Source organism: Streptomyces sp. E-08 (assembly GCF_049913095.1).
In the GTDB taxonomy this organism is placed as follows: Bacteria; Actinomycetota; Actinomycetes; order Streptomycetales; family Streptomycetaceae; genus Streptomyces.
The window spans coordinates 404,052-419,551 of the sequence record NZ_CP183971.1; the positions used below are offsets into that span (position 1 = coordinate 404,052).

The window sequence follows — 15,500 nt, forward strand, 5'->3', positions numbered from 1 at the left end:
GGAATGCTTCGCCGGTGACCCGCCCCGAGGATGCGCAGGGCACCCTTCGGTTCACCCGTTCGTACGTGTGGTTCCACCGCGTCCGAGGCCGCCGGGCACCCCGCCCCGTACCGTTCGTCGCTCCGTCGCGCGGTGCGGCCGTCGCCTCGGGCCTTGTCGGTGGGCGCTTCAGGCCTTGTCGGTGGGCGCTCCCGCCGCCTCCCGGACCGCCTCGCCGATCAGTGCGGCGTCGCCGACCGCCACCGTCACCAGCCGGTCCGGCGCGAACGCCTCCCGGAGGGCCGCCGACGCCTCCTCCACGGTGACGGCCGCGGCCCGCCGGAACGCGCCCGGCAGGGTGTCCGGCGCGCGGCCGTCGAGCACCAGCACGGCGATCTCGTCCGCGACGGCGGAGGCCGTGAGGTAGCGCAGCGGCGCGGCGTCCACGATCTGCGCGACCGCCGCGGACCGCTCGGCCGCGCTGATCCCGTGCTCGGCCACGTCCCGCAGGATGCGCCGGACGTCGCCCAGCGCCTGACCCGTCACCGATGTCTCCACCGCCCCGGTCACCACCGCGAGCGAGTGCCGCACGACCGCGAGGAGCCGGCTGTGGAAACCGTATGTGTACCCCTTGGCCTCCCGCAGTTCCCGGTCGAGGCGGGCGTTGACCGAGCCGCCGAGACTGTGGTTGCCGATGAGGAGCGCGTCCCAGCCCGGCGCCGTGCGCGCGGTCGCGGCCCGGCCGAGGACCAGCCTGGTCTGGACGGCCCCGGGCCGGTCCACCACGATCACCGCCGGAGTGTCCCGTACGGGTGGGGCGGGCGGCGCCGGCAGCGTACCCGGCTCGCCCTCCCACGCGGACAGGACCCGGCGCAGCGTCTCCCCGGTGCTGTTGCCCGACAGGTCTCCTGCGACGACGACGGTGGTGACGGCGGGGCGCAGGAAGCGGCGGTGGCAGTCGACGACCGCGTCCCGGTCGATCCGGCGGACGGTCTCCTCCGCGCCGCGCGCGGGACGGCTGCGCCGGTCCGAGGGGTCGAAGACGGCACCGTGCAGTTCGAGGGCGGCCCGGCGCTCGGGGTCCGCCCGGTGCCGGACCAGGGCGTGGACGCGGGAGCGGACCAGGCGGTCCACCGAGGCGGCCGGGAGCAGCGGTTCGCGCATCGCGCGGACCAGCAGGGACAGGGCGCGTTCCAGGTGGGTGGCGGGAACGTCCAGGGTGATCCGCAGGCCCGCGTGTTCGGCGCCGACGCCGAGGGTCGCGCCGCAGTTCTCCAGCTCGCGGATGAAGTCGAGCGAGCTCAGGCCCGGTACGCCTTCGACGAGGGCGCTGGTCGTGATGCCGAGGACGCCCTCCAGGTCGCGGGGTTCGAGGGCGAGCGGCGCCGCCACGACGATCTCGACGCTCAGCACCTCCTGGCCGGGACGGTCACAGGTCAGCAGGGTCACGCCGTTCGCGAGCAGGTCCTCGTGCAGCGCGGGGAAGAGCCAGGGCTCGACCGGTACCGGCACGGGCCGCTTCGGGCGCGGGCCGGGGGCCCGGCGGAGCAGAGAGGCGGAGACGGGGGCGGTCATGCGGGGACCCTTCGGGCAGAACCTGCGGGCGGGGGGGGCGGTATCTACGTCGGTACGGAGCCGGGCGGAGAGGCGGTGTCTACGTCGGGTACGGAGCCGGGCGGAGAGTCGGCGTCTACGTCGAGTACGGAGCCGGGCGGAGAGTCGGCGTCTACGTCGAGTACGGAGCCGGGCGGAGAGTCGGCGTCGACGTCGGGTACGGAGCCGGGCGGAGAGTCGGCGTCGACGTCGGGTACGGAGCCGGGCGGAGAGTCGGCGTCGACGTCGGGTACGGAGCCGGGCGGAACGGCAGGGACGCGCACGGCTCGGCTCCTCAGGCCGGGGCCCGCGCGGGTTCGTATATGAGGACCGCCCGGCGCGCCGGGCCGAGCAGGTCGGCCGCCGCCGCGCCGACCTCCGCCGCGCCGACGTCGAGCACGCTCGCCAGGTGACGGTCGCAGCGGGACGCGTCGCCGAAGTACGCCTCCTGGGCGCAGAGTTCGTCGGCGCGGCCGGCGGGGTGGGCGAGCCGGTCGTGCCAGTCACGGCGGATCTGGGCCCGGGCCCCCTCCAGGGCGTCCTCCGTGACCCCGCCGTCGGCGAGCCGGCCGATCTCCTCGTCCACCGCGCGCTCCACCTCGGCGAGATCGGTCCCGGCCGGGGCCCGCACGTTGAGCTGGCCGAGAGACGGTGCCTGGGCCAGGGGCATCAGTGACGCGCGCGCCGTGTGGGCGAGCTGGTCGCGCCGCACCAGCCGGTCGTGCAGACCCCGGCTGCTCATGCCGCCGAGGAGAGTCAGGGCCAGGTCGGCGGCGGCGCAGCCGGGTGTGCCGTACGCGGGAAGCTGGTAGGCGGCCATGAAGGCGGGGCCGGGCACCGGTTCCACCACGTGGCGCCGGGCCTCGGCCGGGCCCGTGGGCTCGCCGGGCGCGAGGGTGTGCGTCCGGGTGGCGGTGGGTGTGTGGCCCGTGCCGGACGGCGGGATGTGCCCGAAGTGGCGCTCCGCCAGGTTCATGACCTCCTCGGGAGCGACGTCCCCGACGACGGAGAGGATCGCCCGGTCCGGGGTGTAGTGGCGGCGGAAGAAGGTGCGGCAGTCGTCGAGGGTGACCGCCCGCAGGTCCTCGGGGCTGCCGGCCGGCATGGCGCGGAAGGGGTGCCCGGCCGGGAAGGACATGGCGACGAGCTGCTCCCAGCCGGTCCCGTAGGGGACGTTGTCGTACCGCTCGCGGCGTTCGTTCAGCACCACGTCCCGCTGGGTGGCGAGGCTCTCGGCGGTCAGCGCGTCGAGCAGGCCCCCCATGCGGTCGGCCTCCAGCCAGAGGACGAGTTCCAGCTGGCCGACCGGGACGAGGCTGTGGAAGGCGGTGCGCTCGAAGCCGGTGGCGGCGTTGGTGTGCCCGCCCGCGTCCTCGACGGCGGCGGTGTGTCCGCCGCCGGGCACGTGCGTCGAGCCCTGGAACATCAGGTGCTCGAAGAGGTGCGCGAGGCCGGTCCGGCCGCGCGGCTCGTCACAGGAACCCACCTCGTACCAGAGGCAGATCGCCGCCACCGGCACGGTCGGGTCCGGGGAGACGACCACCCGCAGACCGTTGGACAGGGTGTGGCGGACGGGGCTGAGGACGGGCACGGTGCTCCTACGGCTCGGTGGGCGGCGCGGTCTTGGCGTGCGGCTCGTCCCCGGCGGGGGGCGCCCCGGTCGGCGTACCGTCCTCCTCGCCCTCCCCGTCCTCCTCGTCGTCGCTGCCGCGCAGGGCGCGGACCGGGCTGAGCAGGGGCCACAGGGCCGACATGAGCAGGCCGGCGGCCGACACGTACATGACCTCGGCGAGGCCGAAGCGTCCGCCGAGCCAGCCGCCGAGCAGGGCGCCGATCGGCTGGCAGCCCCAGCTGACGAAGCGGGTGGTGGCGGTGACCCGGCCGAGCAGGTGGTCGGGGACCAGGCTCTGTTTCACGGTCTCGCTGATGACCAGGTTGACCACGACCGCGAAGGTCCAGGTGAAGGTGGAGGCCGACACCAGGAGGATGGCGAGCGGGCGGTTGTCCCACTGCGCGGCGAGCGGGACGAGGACGGCCGAGGCGCCGGGGGCGGCGTACGCCACGACGAGGGCGCGGCCCTGGCCGAGGAGCCGGGTGAGGAAGGGGGTGCTGGACGCTCCGAGGAGACCGGCGACGCCGCCCGCCATGCTGGTGGCGCCGAGCAGGCCGGGGCTGAAGTCGAGGACGCGGAGCACGAAGAGGGTGTGCACCGCGAAGAACATCGCGTGGAAGATGTTGAAGTGGGTGGCCGCGAGGATCATCGGGCGCTGGATGCGGTCGTCGCGTAGTACCCGCAGCCCCTTGAGGACGGCCTTGCGGTGCGTCTCCTTCTTCTCCGGCGTCCCGGTCCCGTCGGCCTCGCCTGCTTCGCCCTTCGCGCCGTCGGCGTGCTCGTCGTCCGCCGGGTCGGCGGAGGGCGGGGCCTTGGGCAGGCCGGCCAGGGTGAAGCAGCTGATCAGGTACGAGAAGGTGTCCACGACCAGGGCGACGGGCGCGCTCATGACCTGGATGAGCAGACCGGCGAGACCCGGTCCCGCGACGGTGCCGACGGAGGTGCTGGCCTCCATCCACGAGTTGGCGCGCTCCAGTTGGCGGCGCGGCAGCAGCCGGGGCAGGTAGGCCGACATGGCGCTGTCGAAGAGCAGGGTGAAGGCGCCGACCAGGAAGACGACGCCGTACAGGACCGGCATGGTGAGCGCGTCGAGCCAGAACAGCAGCGGGATCGCGAAGAGCAGCAGTCCCCGGGCCACGTTGGACACGATCATGAGGGCGCGTCGCTCGTACCGGTCCGCCCAGACGCCCGCCGACAGTCCGAGCAGCAGCACGGCGGCGGATTCGGCGGCCTCCAGGACGCCCATCTGCCAGGGGGTGGCGGAGAGGGTGGTGACGGCGGTGATGCCGATCGCCATGAAGGTGATCTCGGTGCCGGCGAGGGACAGGGTCTCGCCGGTCCACAGACGGAGGAAGCCGGTCCCCCGGAACGGGGGCTTCTTCGGCTTGTCCCGCCGCCCACTCTTCCCGGGCTCGGGGATCGGGGTGTCGCCCGCCCGCTGTTCCGGTACCTGTTGCTGATCGGTCATGAGGTCGTCGGACACGTGCATGTGCTCTCTTCGCTATGGGTGATCTGCTGCCGCGTGAAGTCCAGGGCCGCCCGTCGGCCCAGGGTGGGGCATGTGCCGCTGCACAGGAACTCGACGATGTCGTGGGCGAGCATGGCGGCGACCACTGTATTGGCGGGGCCGAAGGAGAAGGGGGCCGGTGCGGTGGACCGGTCCTCGACCTCCCGTTCGCCGTCGGTGAGGCCGGTGCGCCGGGCCTGTTCGAAGCAGGTCCAGCAGCCGCCGCGGGCCGGGTCGACGACCGGGCCCCACAGTCCGACACCGACCCCGACCGCGCCGATCGCGGTCGGCGTGAGGGTGCCGGCCGCCCAGTCCGCCACCACGGCGGGCAGTTCGGGCGGGGTGTCGGCGGCGACGACCACCAGGTCCAGGTCCGGGGGCAGGGACGCGGCCAGGTCGCCGGTCGTGGTGATCCGCCTCCGGACGCCGACGGTCTCCACGCCGGCCCGGATCGCGCCCAGGTAGTCGGCCAGGGCCTCTGTCTTGGGCCGGCCCAGGTCGGAACGGGTGTACGTGAACTGGCGGTTGAGGTTGTCCAGGGCCACCCGGTCGTCGTCGACGAGCCAGAACCGTCCCACGCCGGCCGCCGCGAGGTGCTGGGCGACGATGCCGCCGATACCGCCGATGCCGATCACCCCGACGCGGGCGGTGAGCAGCCGGTGCTGGGCCGCGCCGGTGTCCGGGGTGAACAGGCCGAGGTAGTCGACCTGGCGTTCGTACGACTCACCGGTGAATTCCGTGGCGGTCTCGGCCGGTTCGGCCGTGACCCAGCCCAGCTCACGGAGCTGGGCCAGGAGCGCGGTGGCCGCGCCGGGGCGCCAGGCCGCCCCGAGCGCCTCCCGCGTGGTGCCTTCCCGCAGCCGCAGCAGCGCCTCGCCCAGTCCCGGCCGGGCCCCGCCGATGCGGAGCAGCCGGGGGCCGAGGGTCAGCAGCGTCTCGTCCGGGGTCTCGTGGACGGCGACGGCGGGCAGCAGGCGTACGGTGCTCAGCTCCCCTCCAGGTGCTGCCCCATGGCGATGGTGTAGCGGCCGACGGCGTCCCGGGTGAACGGCTCGACCCAGTGCCAGCAGTCCTCCCGGATGGGCATCAGGGAGACGCTGTTGAAGAGGGGTTCGACGAAGAACTCCTTGTCCTCGCCGTTGCGGAAGGCGAGCCGACCGCCGGACTCGGGGGTGTAGTCCTCGTCGAGGTAGAAGTTGACCGCGAGGACCCGGCCGGGCACCAGGTCCTGGTGGGCGCCGAGGGCGTCGGAGCGGCGGTAGGCGGCGAGTTCCATGGTGGTGTGCTTGCGCAGGACGAGACCCGTGCCGGAGGAGATCCAGTCGCGGAGCGCGTCGGAGAGCACCGAGAAGACGAAGAACTCCTGGAGGGTGCGCTGGTGCGCGGGGTCCATGGCCCCCTCGTCGAGCAGGGCGTGGATGTCCTTGACGACGAACTGGGCGATGGTGACCTCGTCCAGTTCGTCGACGTCGTCGTCCCAGAACTCGGTCTTGCCCAGGCGTCCTTCGTACTTGGCGGCGTGCCGCGACCAGGTCGGGATGGCGCGCATCGCGGCGGCGAGGTCCGTGGCGAACGCGGGGCGGAGGAAGTCCCGCAGGTGCAGGGGGTGGACCGGTTCCCCGTGGTACCAGTCGCGCAGCCGCTCGACCGTGGACTCGGTCAGGTACTGCGGCGCGACGTAGGGCGCGGCGCCGGAGAGGGCCGGCGGGACCGGCGACGACGGCCGTGTCGTGGTGCTGGACATGGTTCTCCTCACGGACGGTGGTGGACGACGGGGCGGGTGGGGACGCGGGGTCAGGCCAGGGCCGGCTCCGGGCGTCCGGTGGCGGCGACGGCGGTCAGCAGGCGGGCCTCGACGAGCTGCCGCAGGACCGTGGCACCGCCGGCCGTCCCGTACGCGTCCCTCAGGTCGCGCCGTGTCAGGGGTGTCCCGTCCAGCCAGGGGGCGAGCCCCCTGGCCACGGCTGCGGGCAGGACCGTGCGCTCACGCCGCAGGACGTGGGTGACGACCAGCTCGTCACCGCGCGGGAGGACGTCCAGGGACGCGACGCCCAGTCGGAACGCCTCGTCCTCGCCGGGCAGCCGGTCGAGGAACTCGTCGCCGGTGCGGCGCATGTGGGAGGAGCCGTGGCCGATCGCGAAGTCCTGGTAGGCGCGGTGGACGCCGGTGCGTTCCTCGCGGGTCATGGCCGGGTCGATGTTGCCGAGGTGGTTGAGCGCGTACTGCGCCTGGTTGGCGAGTCCGGGCCCGTCGTCCCCGACGACCAGACCGAAGCGCTCGGGATGGCGGCCCACCTCGGAGGAGCGGGTCGCCTCGAACGGGAAGACGGTGAAGGACTCGATGCAGTCGGCGAGTTCGGCCACGTCGCGCAGGGACTCCATGGCCTCCTCCAGGGTGGTGGAGGGCAGGTCGGGGATCAGGTTGATCCGCAGCTTCATGCCGGCCTGGTGGGCCTCGCGGATGAAGCGGAGGTTCTCCTCGCGGTCTGCGGACTTGTGGACCAGTTTCAGGACGCGGGTGTTGGTGGTCTCCATGCCGATGACGAGGTACTCGCAGCCGGCCCGCACCATCAGCTGGAGCAGTTCGGCGTCGAAGCGCCGGTCCACCATGGCGAAGGAGTTCCAGGTGATGTCCAGGCCGCGGTCGATGACCGCCTGGGCGAAGCGGCGGGCGAACGCGGGCGGGATGGACTCGGTGATCAGCTCGAAGCGGCGCACCCCGTGCGTGCTGACCTGGTGCTCCAGTTCGGCCATGAAGCTCTGCACGGAGCGGCCCCGGTAGGGCGGGGAGCCGTCGTACAGCTCGACGAAGTCGCAGTAGTCGCACTTGCCCCAGTAGCAGCCGCGCGCCTGCACGATGCCCATCTCGGGGCCGACGAGCCTGGCCATGAGGGCGGGGTCGTACGCGGCGGGCGGCAGCGCGTTGGGGTGCAGCCCCGCCGTGGGCGGGGTGTGGACGGGGCTGCCCTCGGCGACGGCGGAGACGCCCGCGACCTCGGTCGGCCGCCAGTCGCCGGTGTCGGCCTGCCGGTAGAGGGCGAGGAGCGGGGCCTCGCCGTCGAAGCGGACGACCGCGTCGACCTGGCGGTGGACGTCGAGCAGACCGGCGAGGTCGTCCTCGTTCATCAGGGACAGCGTCGGCCCGCCGAGCACGATCCGCACCTCGGGCCGGATCCTCTTGACGGCCTCGGCGAGCAGCAGCGCGGGCACCAGCTGCGGGCCCATGGGCACGGAGACGCCCAGGAGCCGGGCGTCCGCGGGCAGCCGGGCGGCGAGGTCGAGCGAGGCGTAGTACGCGCGGTAGACCAGCGTCCGGTCCGAGCGCAGCAGCGCCGGATCGGTCAGCCACTCGGCCTCCGGGTCGATCAGGTACGGCTGCGCCAGCGCGGACAGCAGGAACGCCGGGCCGGACTCGGCGGCGAAGGTGTGCCGGCCGTGCTCGTCGAAGAGGGCGTCGTGGTGGCGGGCGAGCCAGCGGCCCGCGACGGCGCTCATCTCCTCGGGGTAGCAGCCTTCCAGGCCGACGAGCCGGCCCGCGCCCGCCTCGGCCAGGTGGCCGGGATCGAGGAGGTGCAGGGCGAACTCCTCGTTGAGGTCCCACTGGTGGGTGCGGACCTTGCGGCTCTGGAGGAAGCCGGCGAGGACGGCGGTCGACGGGAAGTAGCGGCCGAAGCTGGACTCGACCAGAGGGGGGAAGGCGAGGACGACGGAGCCGGTGTGCCGGGCAGCCGTGTCGGGCTCCCGTCCCCCGTGCGGGGCAGGGCCCGCCTCCGTGTCACGTGTACCGGGTGTGCCGGGTGTCATGTCACTTCACCTCACCGGGAGTCGCGGGAACGGCGGCGATGCTGACCGTGTGGCGCCCCACCCGGTCGGCCTGCCAGGGGGTGACCCAGTGCACGCAGCCGGGCCGGATCGGCATGACGGACAGGCTGTTGAACCGGGGCGGCATGAGGTGCTCGCGGCCCTCCTCGTCGCGGAAGCCGAGGACGCCGCCGTCACCTGCCCGGTAGGAGGTGTCCAGGTACAGGTTGAGGACGAACAGGGTGTCCGACTCGGCGTCGGAATGCTCCCCGAGGGTGTCGCCGCACCGGTACCGCGCGAACTCGACGTTGGTGGTCAACGGCCCGCCGGGGGACGTCCACCGGTCGAGCAGGTCGCGCAGGACCGTGCCCATGCCGGCGAAGACGAAGAAGTCGGAGAGCCGGGCGCGGTGCTCGGCCGGGTAGGGCGAGCCGTCGTCGAACAGGGCCGGGATGTCCCGGGCGACGTCGCGGACGGCGGCCCGTTCCCCCGGGGCCGCGGCGCGCCACTCCTCCGGGGTCACCGGCCGGGTGGCGAGCCGGCCGGGGTTCCACAGGACGGCCGAGGTCTCCCACGTGGGCATGGCTCGCACCGTCTCGCCGAGAGCCCGTGCCTGCCGCTCGGGCAGGAAGCCGTCGAGGTGGACGGGGCGGGCGGGTACGGCGGTCAGCAGTGCGTCCAGCGCGTCGAGTTCGGCGCGGGAGCGGTCGGTCGGACGGAAGGGTCCGCCGGTCGCGGCGAGGGAGTCGTCGGCACCGGGTGCGGTGGTGACCGGGCTGTGCGTCATGCGATTCGGCCCTTCAGTGGTCGCGGTCGGGCACGGCGGTACGGGTCAGGTCGTCCAGGTGCGTGGTGCCGGTGGCCGCCACGACGGGCGCCGGGCGCCCGGGTCCGGTCAGGGTGACGCTGTTGACCTGGAAGAGCGGCACCACCGGAGCGTGGTCGAGCACCACCTCCTCGGCCTCCCGCCAGGCCCGCGCCGCCTCCGGTCCCCCGGCCGCGCGCAGCGCCCGGTCGAGTGCGGCGTCCACGGCCGGCTCGGCGAACCCGAGGGCGCGGGCCTGCCCGGCGGTGCTGTGGAAGCCGGTGAGGAAGCCCGCCACATGGGCCAGCGGGGCCGGGTTGATGCCGTAGAGCAGCTCGTAGTCGAGGGTGGCGGCGGCCCGCGCGAAGCGCTCGTACGACAGCGGGCGCAGCCGTACGGGATGGCCGAAGCGCTCGCCGATGTCCGCCGCGACGAGGGAGGCGGCGTGGCCGTTCGGCGGGAAGTCGGCGTAGGTCAGGGTGAGTTCGGCCCGTCGCCCCGGTGGTGGGAGGTGGCCGGGATGGGGTGGGCCGGCGAGCCGGCCGTCGTCGCCCGGCTCCCTCCCCCGCGGCTCCCACAGGTCCGAGTAGCGCGGGAGTGGCAGAGCCGCCTGCCGGAGGCGGGTGCTCGCCGCGTGCCGGTCGAAGCCGGCGGAGAAGGCTCGGCGTCCGGCCGCGCCGGCGAGGGGACTGTCGAGGCCGGGGCGCACCCACAGCTGGCAGGCCATGGAGAGTCCGCGTACGGTCGCGCCGGGTCGCGCGGCGGCCGCGGTGAACTCGTCCGGTGTGAGGCCGGTGTTGAGCGAGAGGTCGAGCCGGCCGTCCGCCAGGGCGGCGAAGGCGTCGGCGCGGTCGGCGTGCACCTGGAAGGCGAGCCGTTCCGGGGTCCCGGGCCCGGTGCGGCGGGACGGCTTGCGGAGCAGCTCGATCCGGCCCCGGGGCCGGTCGGCCCGGACCGGCCGGAAGGGGCCGCTCGCGGTCCAACCGCCGTCGGGCGTCTCCCGGACCGGGGCGGCGCCGGGGAAGGCGAGGAGCTGCGGCAGGTACGGCAGCGGCAGCGGGGACCGGAGTTCGACGACGGGAGCGCCGTCGGCCGGGTCGGGGACGACGTGGGTGGTGACCGGGGAGCCGGTGCCCTCGGGGTCGTACGCGGCGGGCAGCGGCAGGCAGGTGGGCCCCCAGGCCCGGTGGACTCCGGCGGCGATCTCCTCCGGCCGCACCGGGCTGCCGTCGTCCCAGTGCTGACCGGGGGCGGGCCTCAGCAACCAGACCCGGTCCCCGTCGAGCGGGGTGAGCGCGGCGAGCGCGGACGGTGCCGTGCCGGGGGCGTCGGCGCGGTCGCGGGTGAGCGGGTCGACGAGGGCGTCCAGGACGAGGGCCTGGTTGAAGTCCACGACGTGGAAGGGGTCCAGGCTGAGCGGCCAGGCGTCGAGGTCGACGACGAGGGTGGTGTCGCGCCCGTCGGCACGGGCCCGCTGGTTCCCCACTTCGGCCACAACTCCCCCCGGTCGGTCGGCTGTCGGCGGCGGTGCGCCGGACGTTTCGGCTGAGCCACCGGGCCCCGGGGCCGCGCTCGGTCCCGGGGTCCGGCGACGGTGATCAGCTGCGGACGCGGTTTCCGAGGAACTCGTTGAGCAGTTCGCGCTTGAAGACGAGACCGTCGGTCTCGAGCTCCGGCGTGCCGGCCGTGTCCTGCTGGCGCAGCTCGGCGGTCTCCTCGGTCTCCGGACGCTGTGCGTTGGACTCCATGGTGGTTCCCCTCTCATCGAGTGGACGGGTGGCAGGGGACGCGGGGGTTGCCCGCGGCCGGCCACCCAGTGGCCGCCGACCCGGACGGGAGGTTCCCCGAACGGGCGGTCGGTGGCGACGGTGTCATGCCAATTTCTCTCGCTCAAGACCGCCGTGAGAGATTGATCGGATCCAGGTGCGGCACACCGGTCGGCGAGGGGTGGGAGATCGATGGGATTTCTGGAGGTTTCCGGTCTTGAATACTGGTTGGCCGATGGTCGGATGCTTTTTCACGATGCGTCCTTCCGGGTCGGGGACGGCGACAAGGTTGCCCTGATCGGCGCCAACGGAATGGGCAAGACGACCTTGTTGCGCCTGGTCACAGGCGAGTTGAAACCGGAATCCGGAACGGTCCGGGTGGTCGGCGGACTGGGAGTGATGCCCCAGTTCATCGGTTCGGTGCGGGATTCGACCACGGTGCACGAATTCCTCGTCTCTCTCGCACGTCCGGAATTGCGGCGCGCGTTTTCGGACATGGAGCGTGCAGAACTCGCCATGATGGAATCGGACAGCGAGGCCGTCCAGCTCCGTTATGCCGAGGCCCTTTCCGTGTGGGGCGACGCCGGCGGTTACGACGCGGAGGTCGAATGGGATCTCGTCACCGAGGCCGCGCTCCGGCTTCCCTTCGACCGGGCGCGGTTCCGTGAGCTGCGCACCCTGTCCGGCGGCGAGCAGAAGCGGCTCGCCCTGGAGGCCCTGTTCCGGGGCAGCGCCGAGGTGCTCCTCCTGGACGAGCCGGACAACTACCTCGACGTACCGGGCAAGCGGGAGCTGGAGGAGACCATGGCGGCCTCCCCGAAGACCGTGCTCTACGTCAGCCACGACCGCGAACTGCTCGCCGCGACCGCCACCCGGGTGCTCACCCTGGAGGCCGGGGGCGTATGGGTGCACGGCGGCGGCTTCCGCGACTACCACGCGGCCCGCGAGGCGCGTCTCGAACGCCTCGACGAACTGCACCGCCGCTGGTCCGAGGAGCACCAGCGCCTCAAGGACCTCGTCCGCACCCTCCAGCAGCAGGCGAAGATCTCCGCGTCGATGGCGGGCAAGTACCGGGCGACACAGACCCGGCTGGCCCGCTTCGAGGAGGCCGGCCCGCCGCCGGAGCGCCCGGTCGAGCAGAACGTCCGCATGCGGCTGCGCGGCGACCGCACGGCGGTCCGCGCGGTCCGCTGCGAGCGCCTCGAACTCCGGGGCCTGACGCAGCCGTTCGACCTGGAGGTGTACTTCGGCGAGCGGGTCGCCGTGCTCGGCGCGAACGGTACCGGCAAGTCCCACCTGCTGCGGCTGCTCGCGGCGGGCGGCAGCGAGCAGGAGCTCCACGACCCGGACCGGCACGGCGAGCCTGTCGCCCACGAGGGCACCGCCCGGCTCGGCGGGCGGGTCAGGCCCGGTTGGTTCGCGCAGACCCAGCAGCGGCCCGACCTGATCGGACGCACCCTGGTGGAGATCCTGGGGCGGGGCGACGGGGACCGGGACGGCCGGGAGCGCGGGGCGGCCGTGTCGGCGCTGCGGCGCTACGAACTCCAGACGCAGGCCGACCAGACCTTCGACTCGCTGTCCGGCGGGCAGCAGGCCCGCTTCCAGATCCTGCTGCTCGAACTCCAGGGCTCGACCCTGCTGTTGCTGGACGAGCCCACGGACAACCTGGACCTGCACAGCGCCGAGGCGCTGGAGGCCGCGCTCGAACGGTTCGAGGGCACGGTCCTTGCGGTCACCCACGACCGCTGGTTCGCGCGCACCTTCGACCGGTTCGTCGTCCTCGACGACGACGGCAAGGTCCGCGAGCACGACGGCCCGTACTGGGGGCCGGGCGTCCCGGCCTGAGCGGGCGGGCGTACGGGCAGGCCGACGGCCCGGCGCCCGGCGTTCGGCGCCCGGCGTTCGGCTCTCGGCTCTCGGCTCTCGGCTCTCGGCTCTCGGCGATGGGCTCGGCGCGTCGGAGGCTCCACGGCCTGTGGTCAGGCGGGGCCGCCTCTGCTGAACCAGCCGCTGAAGTCGGGAGTCCCGGCCGCGGATCGGGCCCGCGGTCCGGCCGCGGCGCCCGCGCCGGTCTCCGCCGCGTCGGAGCCCGTACCGGTGCCCTCGCCCGTGTCCGTGCCGAAGTCGCGCCGTACCGCCCTCGCCAGGACCCGCTCCGCCTCGGCCCGCCAGCTGGCCGCGTTCGCACGGGGCGGCGGCAGGAACGGTCCCCGCTCCGGCGCGTCGGCGGCCGCTCCGAAGAAGTCGCCGCCCTTGCGCTTCACGTCGTCCGTTCCCCAGGAGCGGCCGGAGCCCCGCGCGGGGACCCTCTGCAGGTGCGGGATGTGCTTGGCGCAGTGGATGTACGCCTCCTCGACGGTGATCACCACCCAGACGAGGGCCCGGCGGCCGGGCACGGGGTCGGCGGCGGGCATGGTGTGGGCACGCCGCATGTCCTCGTCGGCCACGATCGCGGCACGGCCGTTGACGTGGAGCCCGATGCGGTCGCGGAGGAAGTCCACCATGAGGACGCCGACGTGCGGGTTCTCCTCGATGTTGCCCAGGCTGGCGTGGACGCCGTTGCCCCGGTACTCGGGGTAGGCGAGCGTCATGTCGTCCAGGACGTGGAGGAAGCCCGGCGGGCCGGCGCGGAAGGTGTTGTCGCACTCGCCGTGCCGGTCGGCGGTGGCGAGGAAGAACATCTCCTGCCGGGCCACGAACTCCCGCATGCGCGGGTTGAGTCGATCGAGGACCTGCTCGGCGTAGAAGCGGTCGGCGCGCTCCGCGGTCCCCATGCGCTGCTGGACCAGGTGTTCGCCACCGCTGCCGGGGCGGTCGGTGCGCAGGGGCGCCGTCAGCGCATGGCGCTGCTCGGCCTGTTCGAATGTGCTCACGTCGTTGCCCCGACCAGTCCCTCGATGGAGTCGTGCCGTATGCGGTGGGAGGGGACGCCCATGCCCAGCATGGTGTCGACGCCGCGCCGGATCATGCCGGGCGGGCCGGACAGGTAGACGTCGTGGGTGTGCCACGAGCCGTACTCGCGCACCGCCTCCGGGAGTCCACCGGACAGCCCCGCCGGACCGTCGTCGACGACCGGCCGGACCGAGAGCCAGGAGTGCGTCTGCTGGAGCCGCAGCATGGTCTCGAAGTCGTACAGGTCGTCGTTGCGGCGGGCGCCGTAGAACACGTCGACGGTGCGGCGCCTGCCGTGCTGCACCACGTCCTCCACCAGGGCCTTGATGGGCGCGATCCCGGTACCGCCGCCGAGGCAGAGCAGCCCGCTGTCGGTGGTGTGGTCGACGGTCATGGAGCCGGTGGGGGGACCGAGCCGGAGGACGTCCCCGCGACGGGCGCGGTGGACGAGGGCGTTGGAGACCCAGCCCGCCGGTACGGCCTTGACGTGGAAGGAGAGCAGGCCGTCGGAGCGCGGGGCCGAGGCGAACGAGTAGTGCCGCCACACCCGCGGCCACCAGGGCGTCTCCAGGGCGGTGTACTGCCCGGCGAGGAAGGGGTACGGCTGGTCGGGCCGGACGGTGACGACCGCGATGTCCTTCGTGCGCATGTCATGGGCGACCACCTCTGCCTGCCACCACGCGGGCGCGTGCATCTCGTCCGCGGTCGCCGCGTCGATCATGACCTGGGAGATGGTCGTGTAGGCACCGACCCACGCGGCCTCGGTCCTGGGCCCCCAGGTCGACGGCGCGTATCGGCCGAGGGCGCCGATCAGGGCCTCGCCGACGGCGGGATAGTGCTCGGGCCGGGTGCCGTACTTGCGGTGGCCCCGGCCGAGGTGGGTCAGGTACGTGGTCAGGGTGACGGGGTCGTCCGCGTGGGTGGCGGCGGTGAGCAGCGCTTTGAACAGCCGGTCGCGCTGGGTGTCCATCGCCGCGGGGAAGAGCGCCCGCAGATCGGGGTGGCGGAGGAAGAGCAGCGCGTAGAAGTACGAGGTGACGGTGTCGGCGATCGGCTCGATCTCGGCCATCGTGCGGCGCAGCAGCGCGGCGTCGGAGGTGTCCTCGTGCGCGGCGGGCGGCTTCTGGGGGTGGTGCCGCGGTGGTACGGAGCGGGACGCGGACTCGTGGCCGTTGCGAGGTGCGGGTACCGAGGCCGCCCCGCCCGGAGTGCGTGCGAACCAGCCTCCGCCGTCCGCCCCTCCATCGGTTCGGTCGCCGTCGGCCGAAGCGGTGGCCGGAACTTCCATCGGTCTGCCTCGCCTCGAACGTGTGCTGTCGGTCTTCCGTCCCGGGCCGACCGCCACGCGGGGCCCGAAAGAGCTGAATCGCCCCCTCCTCATTCACCCGGTCAGGTGAACGGGGCCGACCATACCCCGCTTGAACGAACACACTGTTGAGCCTGCCGGGCACTCACGAAATTCACGTATCTGCAGGTCAGCGCATTGTTACTCGCGAGTCGCCCGGTCATGCCGACCTCTGCGGCCCGAATCCGCACGCGATTCAC

Annotated in this window: 14 protein-coding genes; 2 read left to right on the forward strand and 12 right to left on the reverse strand. The window is 73.5% G+C overall.

From position 1 onward, the window contains the following. Positions 1-168: 168 nt before the first annotated feature. The 5 genes from ACN9MM_RS02035 to ACN9MM_RS02055 are packed head-to-tail and all read right to left on the reverse strand — an operon-like array spanning position 169 to position 5,467. Positions 169-1,554, reverse strand: coding sequence for a M16 family metallopeptidase (locus ACN9MM_RS02035; RefSeq protein WP_426362008.1), 1,386 nt, complete (start codon positions 1,552-1,554; stop codon positions 169-171). Between the two features lie 44 nt (positions 1,555-1,598). Continuing rightward, positions 1,599-1,856 carry a hypothetical protein gene (locus ACN9MM_RS02040; protein ID WP_426362009.1) on the reverse strand — a complete coding sequence of 86 codons (258 nt, stop codon included), beginning with the start codon at positions 1,854-1,856 and terminating at the stop codon, positions 1,599-1,601. 11 nt (positions 1,857-1,867) lie between these two features. Continuing rightward, positions 1,868-3,163, reverse strand: coding sequence for a M16 family metallopeptidase (locus ACN9MM_RS02045; RefSeq protein WP_426362010.1), 1,296 nt, complete (start codon positions 3,161-3,163; stop codon positions 1,868-1,870). Between the two features lie 7 nt (positions 3,164-3,170). Then, positions 3,171-4,673, reverse strand: coding sequence for an MFS transporter (locus tag ACN9MM_RS02050; protein WP_426362011.1), 1,503 nt, complete (start codon positions 4,671-4,673; stop codon positions 3,171-3,173). Then, positions 4,649-5,467, reverse strand: a complete 819-nt coding sequence (locus ACN9MM_RS02055) for a ThiF family adenylyltransferase (protein WP_426368636.1) — start codon at positions 5,465-5,467, stop codon at positions 4,649-4,651. The genes ACN9MM_RS02050 and ACN9MM_RS02055 overlap by 25 nt, the downstream gene beginning before the upstream one ends. Here ACN9MM_RS02055 and ACN9MM_RS02060 point away from each other — a divergent pair. Then, positions 5,351-5,716 carry a hypothetical protein gene (locus tag ACN9MM_RS02060; RefSeq protein ID WP_426362012.1) on the forward strand — a complete coding sequence of 122 codons (366 nt, stop codon included), beginning with the start codon at positions 5,351-5,353 and terminating at the stop codon, positions 5,714-5,716. The genes ACN9MM_RS02055 and ACN9MM_RS02060 overlap by 117 nt on opposite strands. Here the strand turns inward: ACN9MM_RS02060 and ACN9MM_RS02065 are convergent. From ACN9MM_RS02065 to ACN9MM_RS02085, 5 genes are all read right to left on the reverse strand, one after another. After that, a complete protein-coding gene (locus ACN9MM_RS02065) occupies positions 5,677-6,435 on the reverse strand; it encodes a 2OG-Fe(II) oxygenase (protein ID WP_426362013.1) in 759 nt (252 codons plus the stop codon). The genes ACN9MM_RS02060 and ACN9MM_RS02065 overlap by 40 nt on opposite strands. A 50-nt stretch (positions 6,436-6,485) precedes the next feature. Next, on the reverse strand, positions 6,486-8,495 hold the full coding sequence (locus tag ACN9MM_RS02070; RefSeq protein ID WP_426362014.1) for a B12-binding domain-containing radical SAM protein: 2,010 nt from the start codon (positions 8,493-8,495) through the stop codon (positions 6,486-6,488). 1 nt (position 8,496) lies between these two features. Next, a complete protein-coding gene (locus ACN9MM_RS02075) occupies positions 8,497-9,279 on the reverse strand; it encodes a hypothetical protein (protein ID WP_426362015.1) in 783 nt (260 codons plus the stop codon). A 13-nt stretch (positions 9,280-9,292) separates the two neighbouring features. After that, complete coding sequence (locus ACN9MM_RS02080; protein WP_426362016.1) at positions 9,293-10,792, reverse strand: hypothetical protein; 1,500 nt, start codon at positions 10,790-10,792, stop codon at positions 9,293-9,295. A gap of 103 nt (positions 10,793-10,895) precedes the next feature. Next, entirely contained in the window at positions 10,896-11,045 is a 150-nt protein-coding gene (locus tag ACN9MM_RS02085) for a hypothetical protein (RefSeq protein WP_352023053.1), read from the reverse strand. A gap of 210 nt (positions 11,046-11,255) precedes the next feature. Here ACN9MM_RS02085 and ACN9MM_RS02090 point away from each other — a divergent pair, with 210 nt between their 5' ends. After that, entirely contained in the window at positions 11,256-12,908 is a 1,653-nt protein-coding gene (locus ACN9MM_RS02090; RefSeq protein WP_426362017.1) for an ABC-F family ATP-binding cassette domain-containing protein, read from the forward strand. 134 nt (positions 12,909-13,042) lie between these two features. Here ACN9MM_RS02090 and ACN9MM_RS02095 read toward each other — a convergent pair whose 3' ends face one another. Continuing rightward, a complete protein-coding gene (locus tag ACN9MM_RS02095; RefSeq protein WP_426368637.1) occupies positions 13,043-13,837 on the reverse strand; it encodes a pyridoxamine 5'-phosphate oxidase family protein in 795 nt (264 codons plus the stop codon). Positions 13,838-13,932: 95 nt separating this feature from the next. Then, positions 13,933-15,243: a globin domain-containing protein gene (locus tag ACN9MM_RS02100; RefSeq protein WP_426362018.1), complete on the reverse strand. Its 1,311-nt coding sequence runs from the start codon at positions 15,241-15,243 to the stop codon at positions 13,933-13,935. Positions 15,244-15,500: the final 257 nt, after the last annotated feature.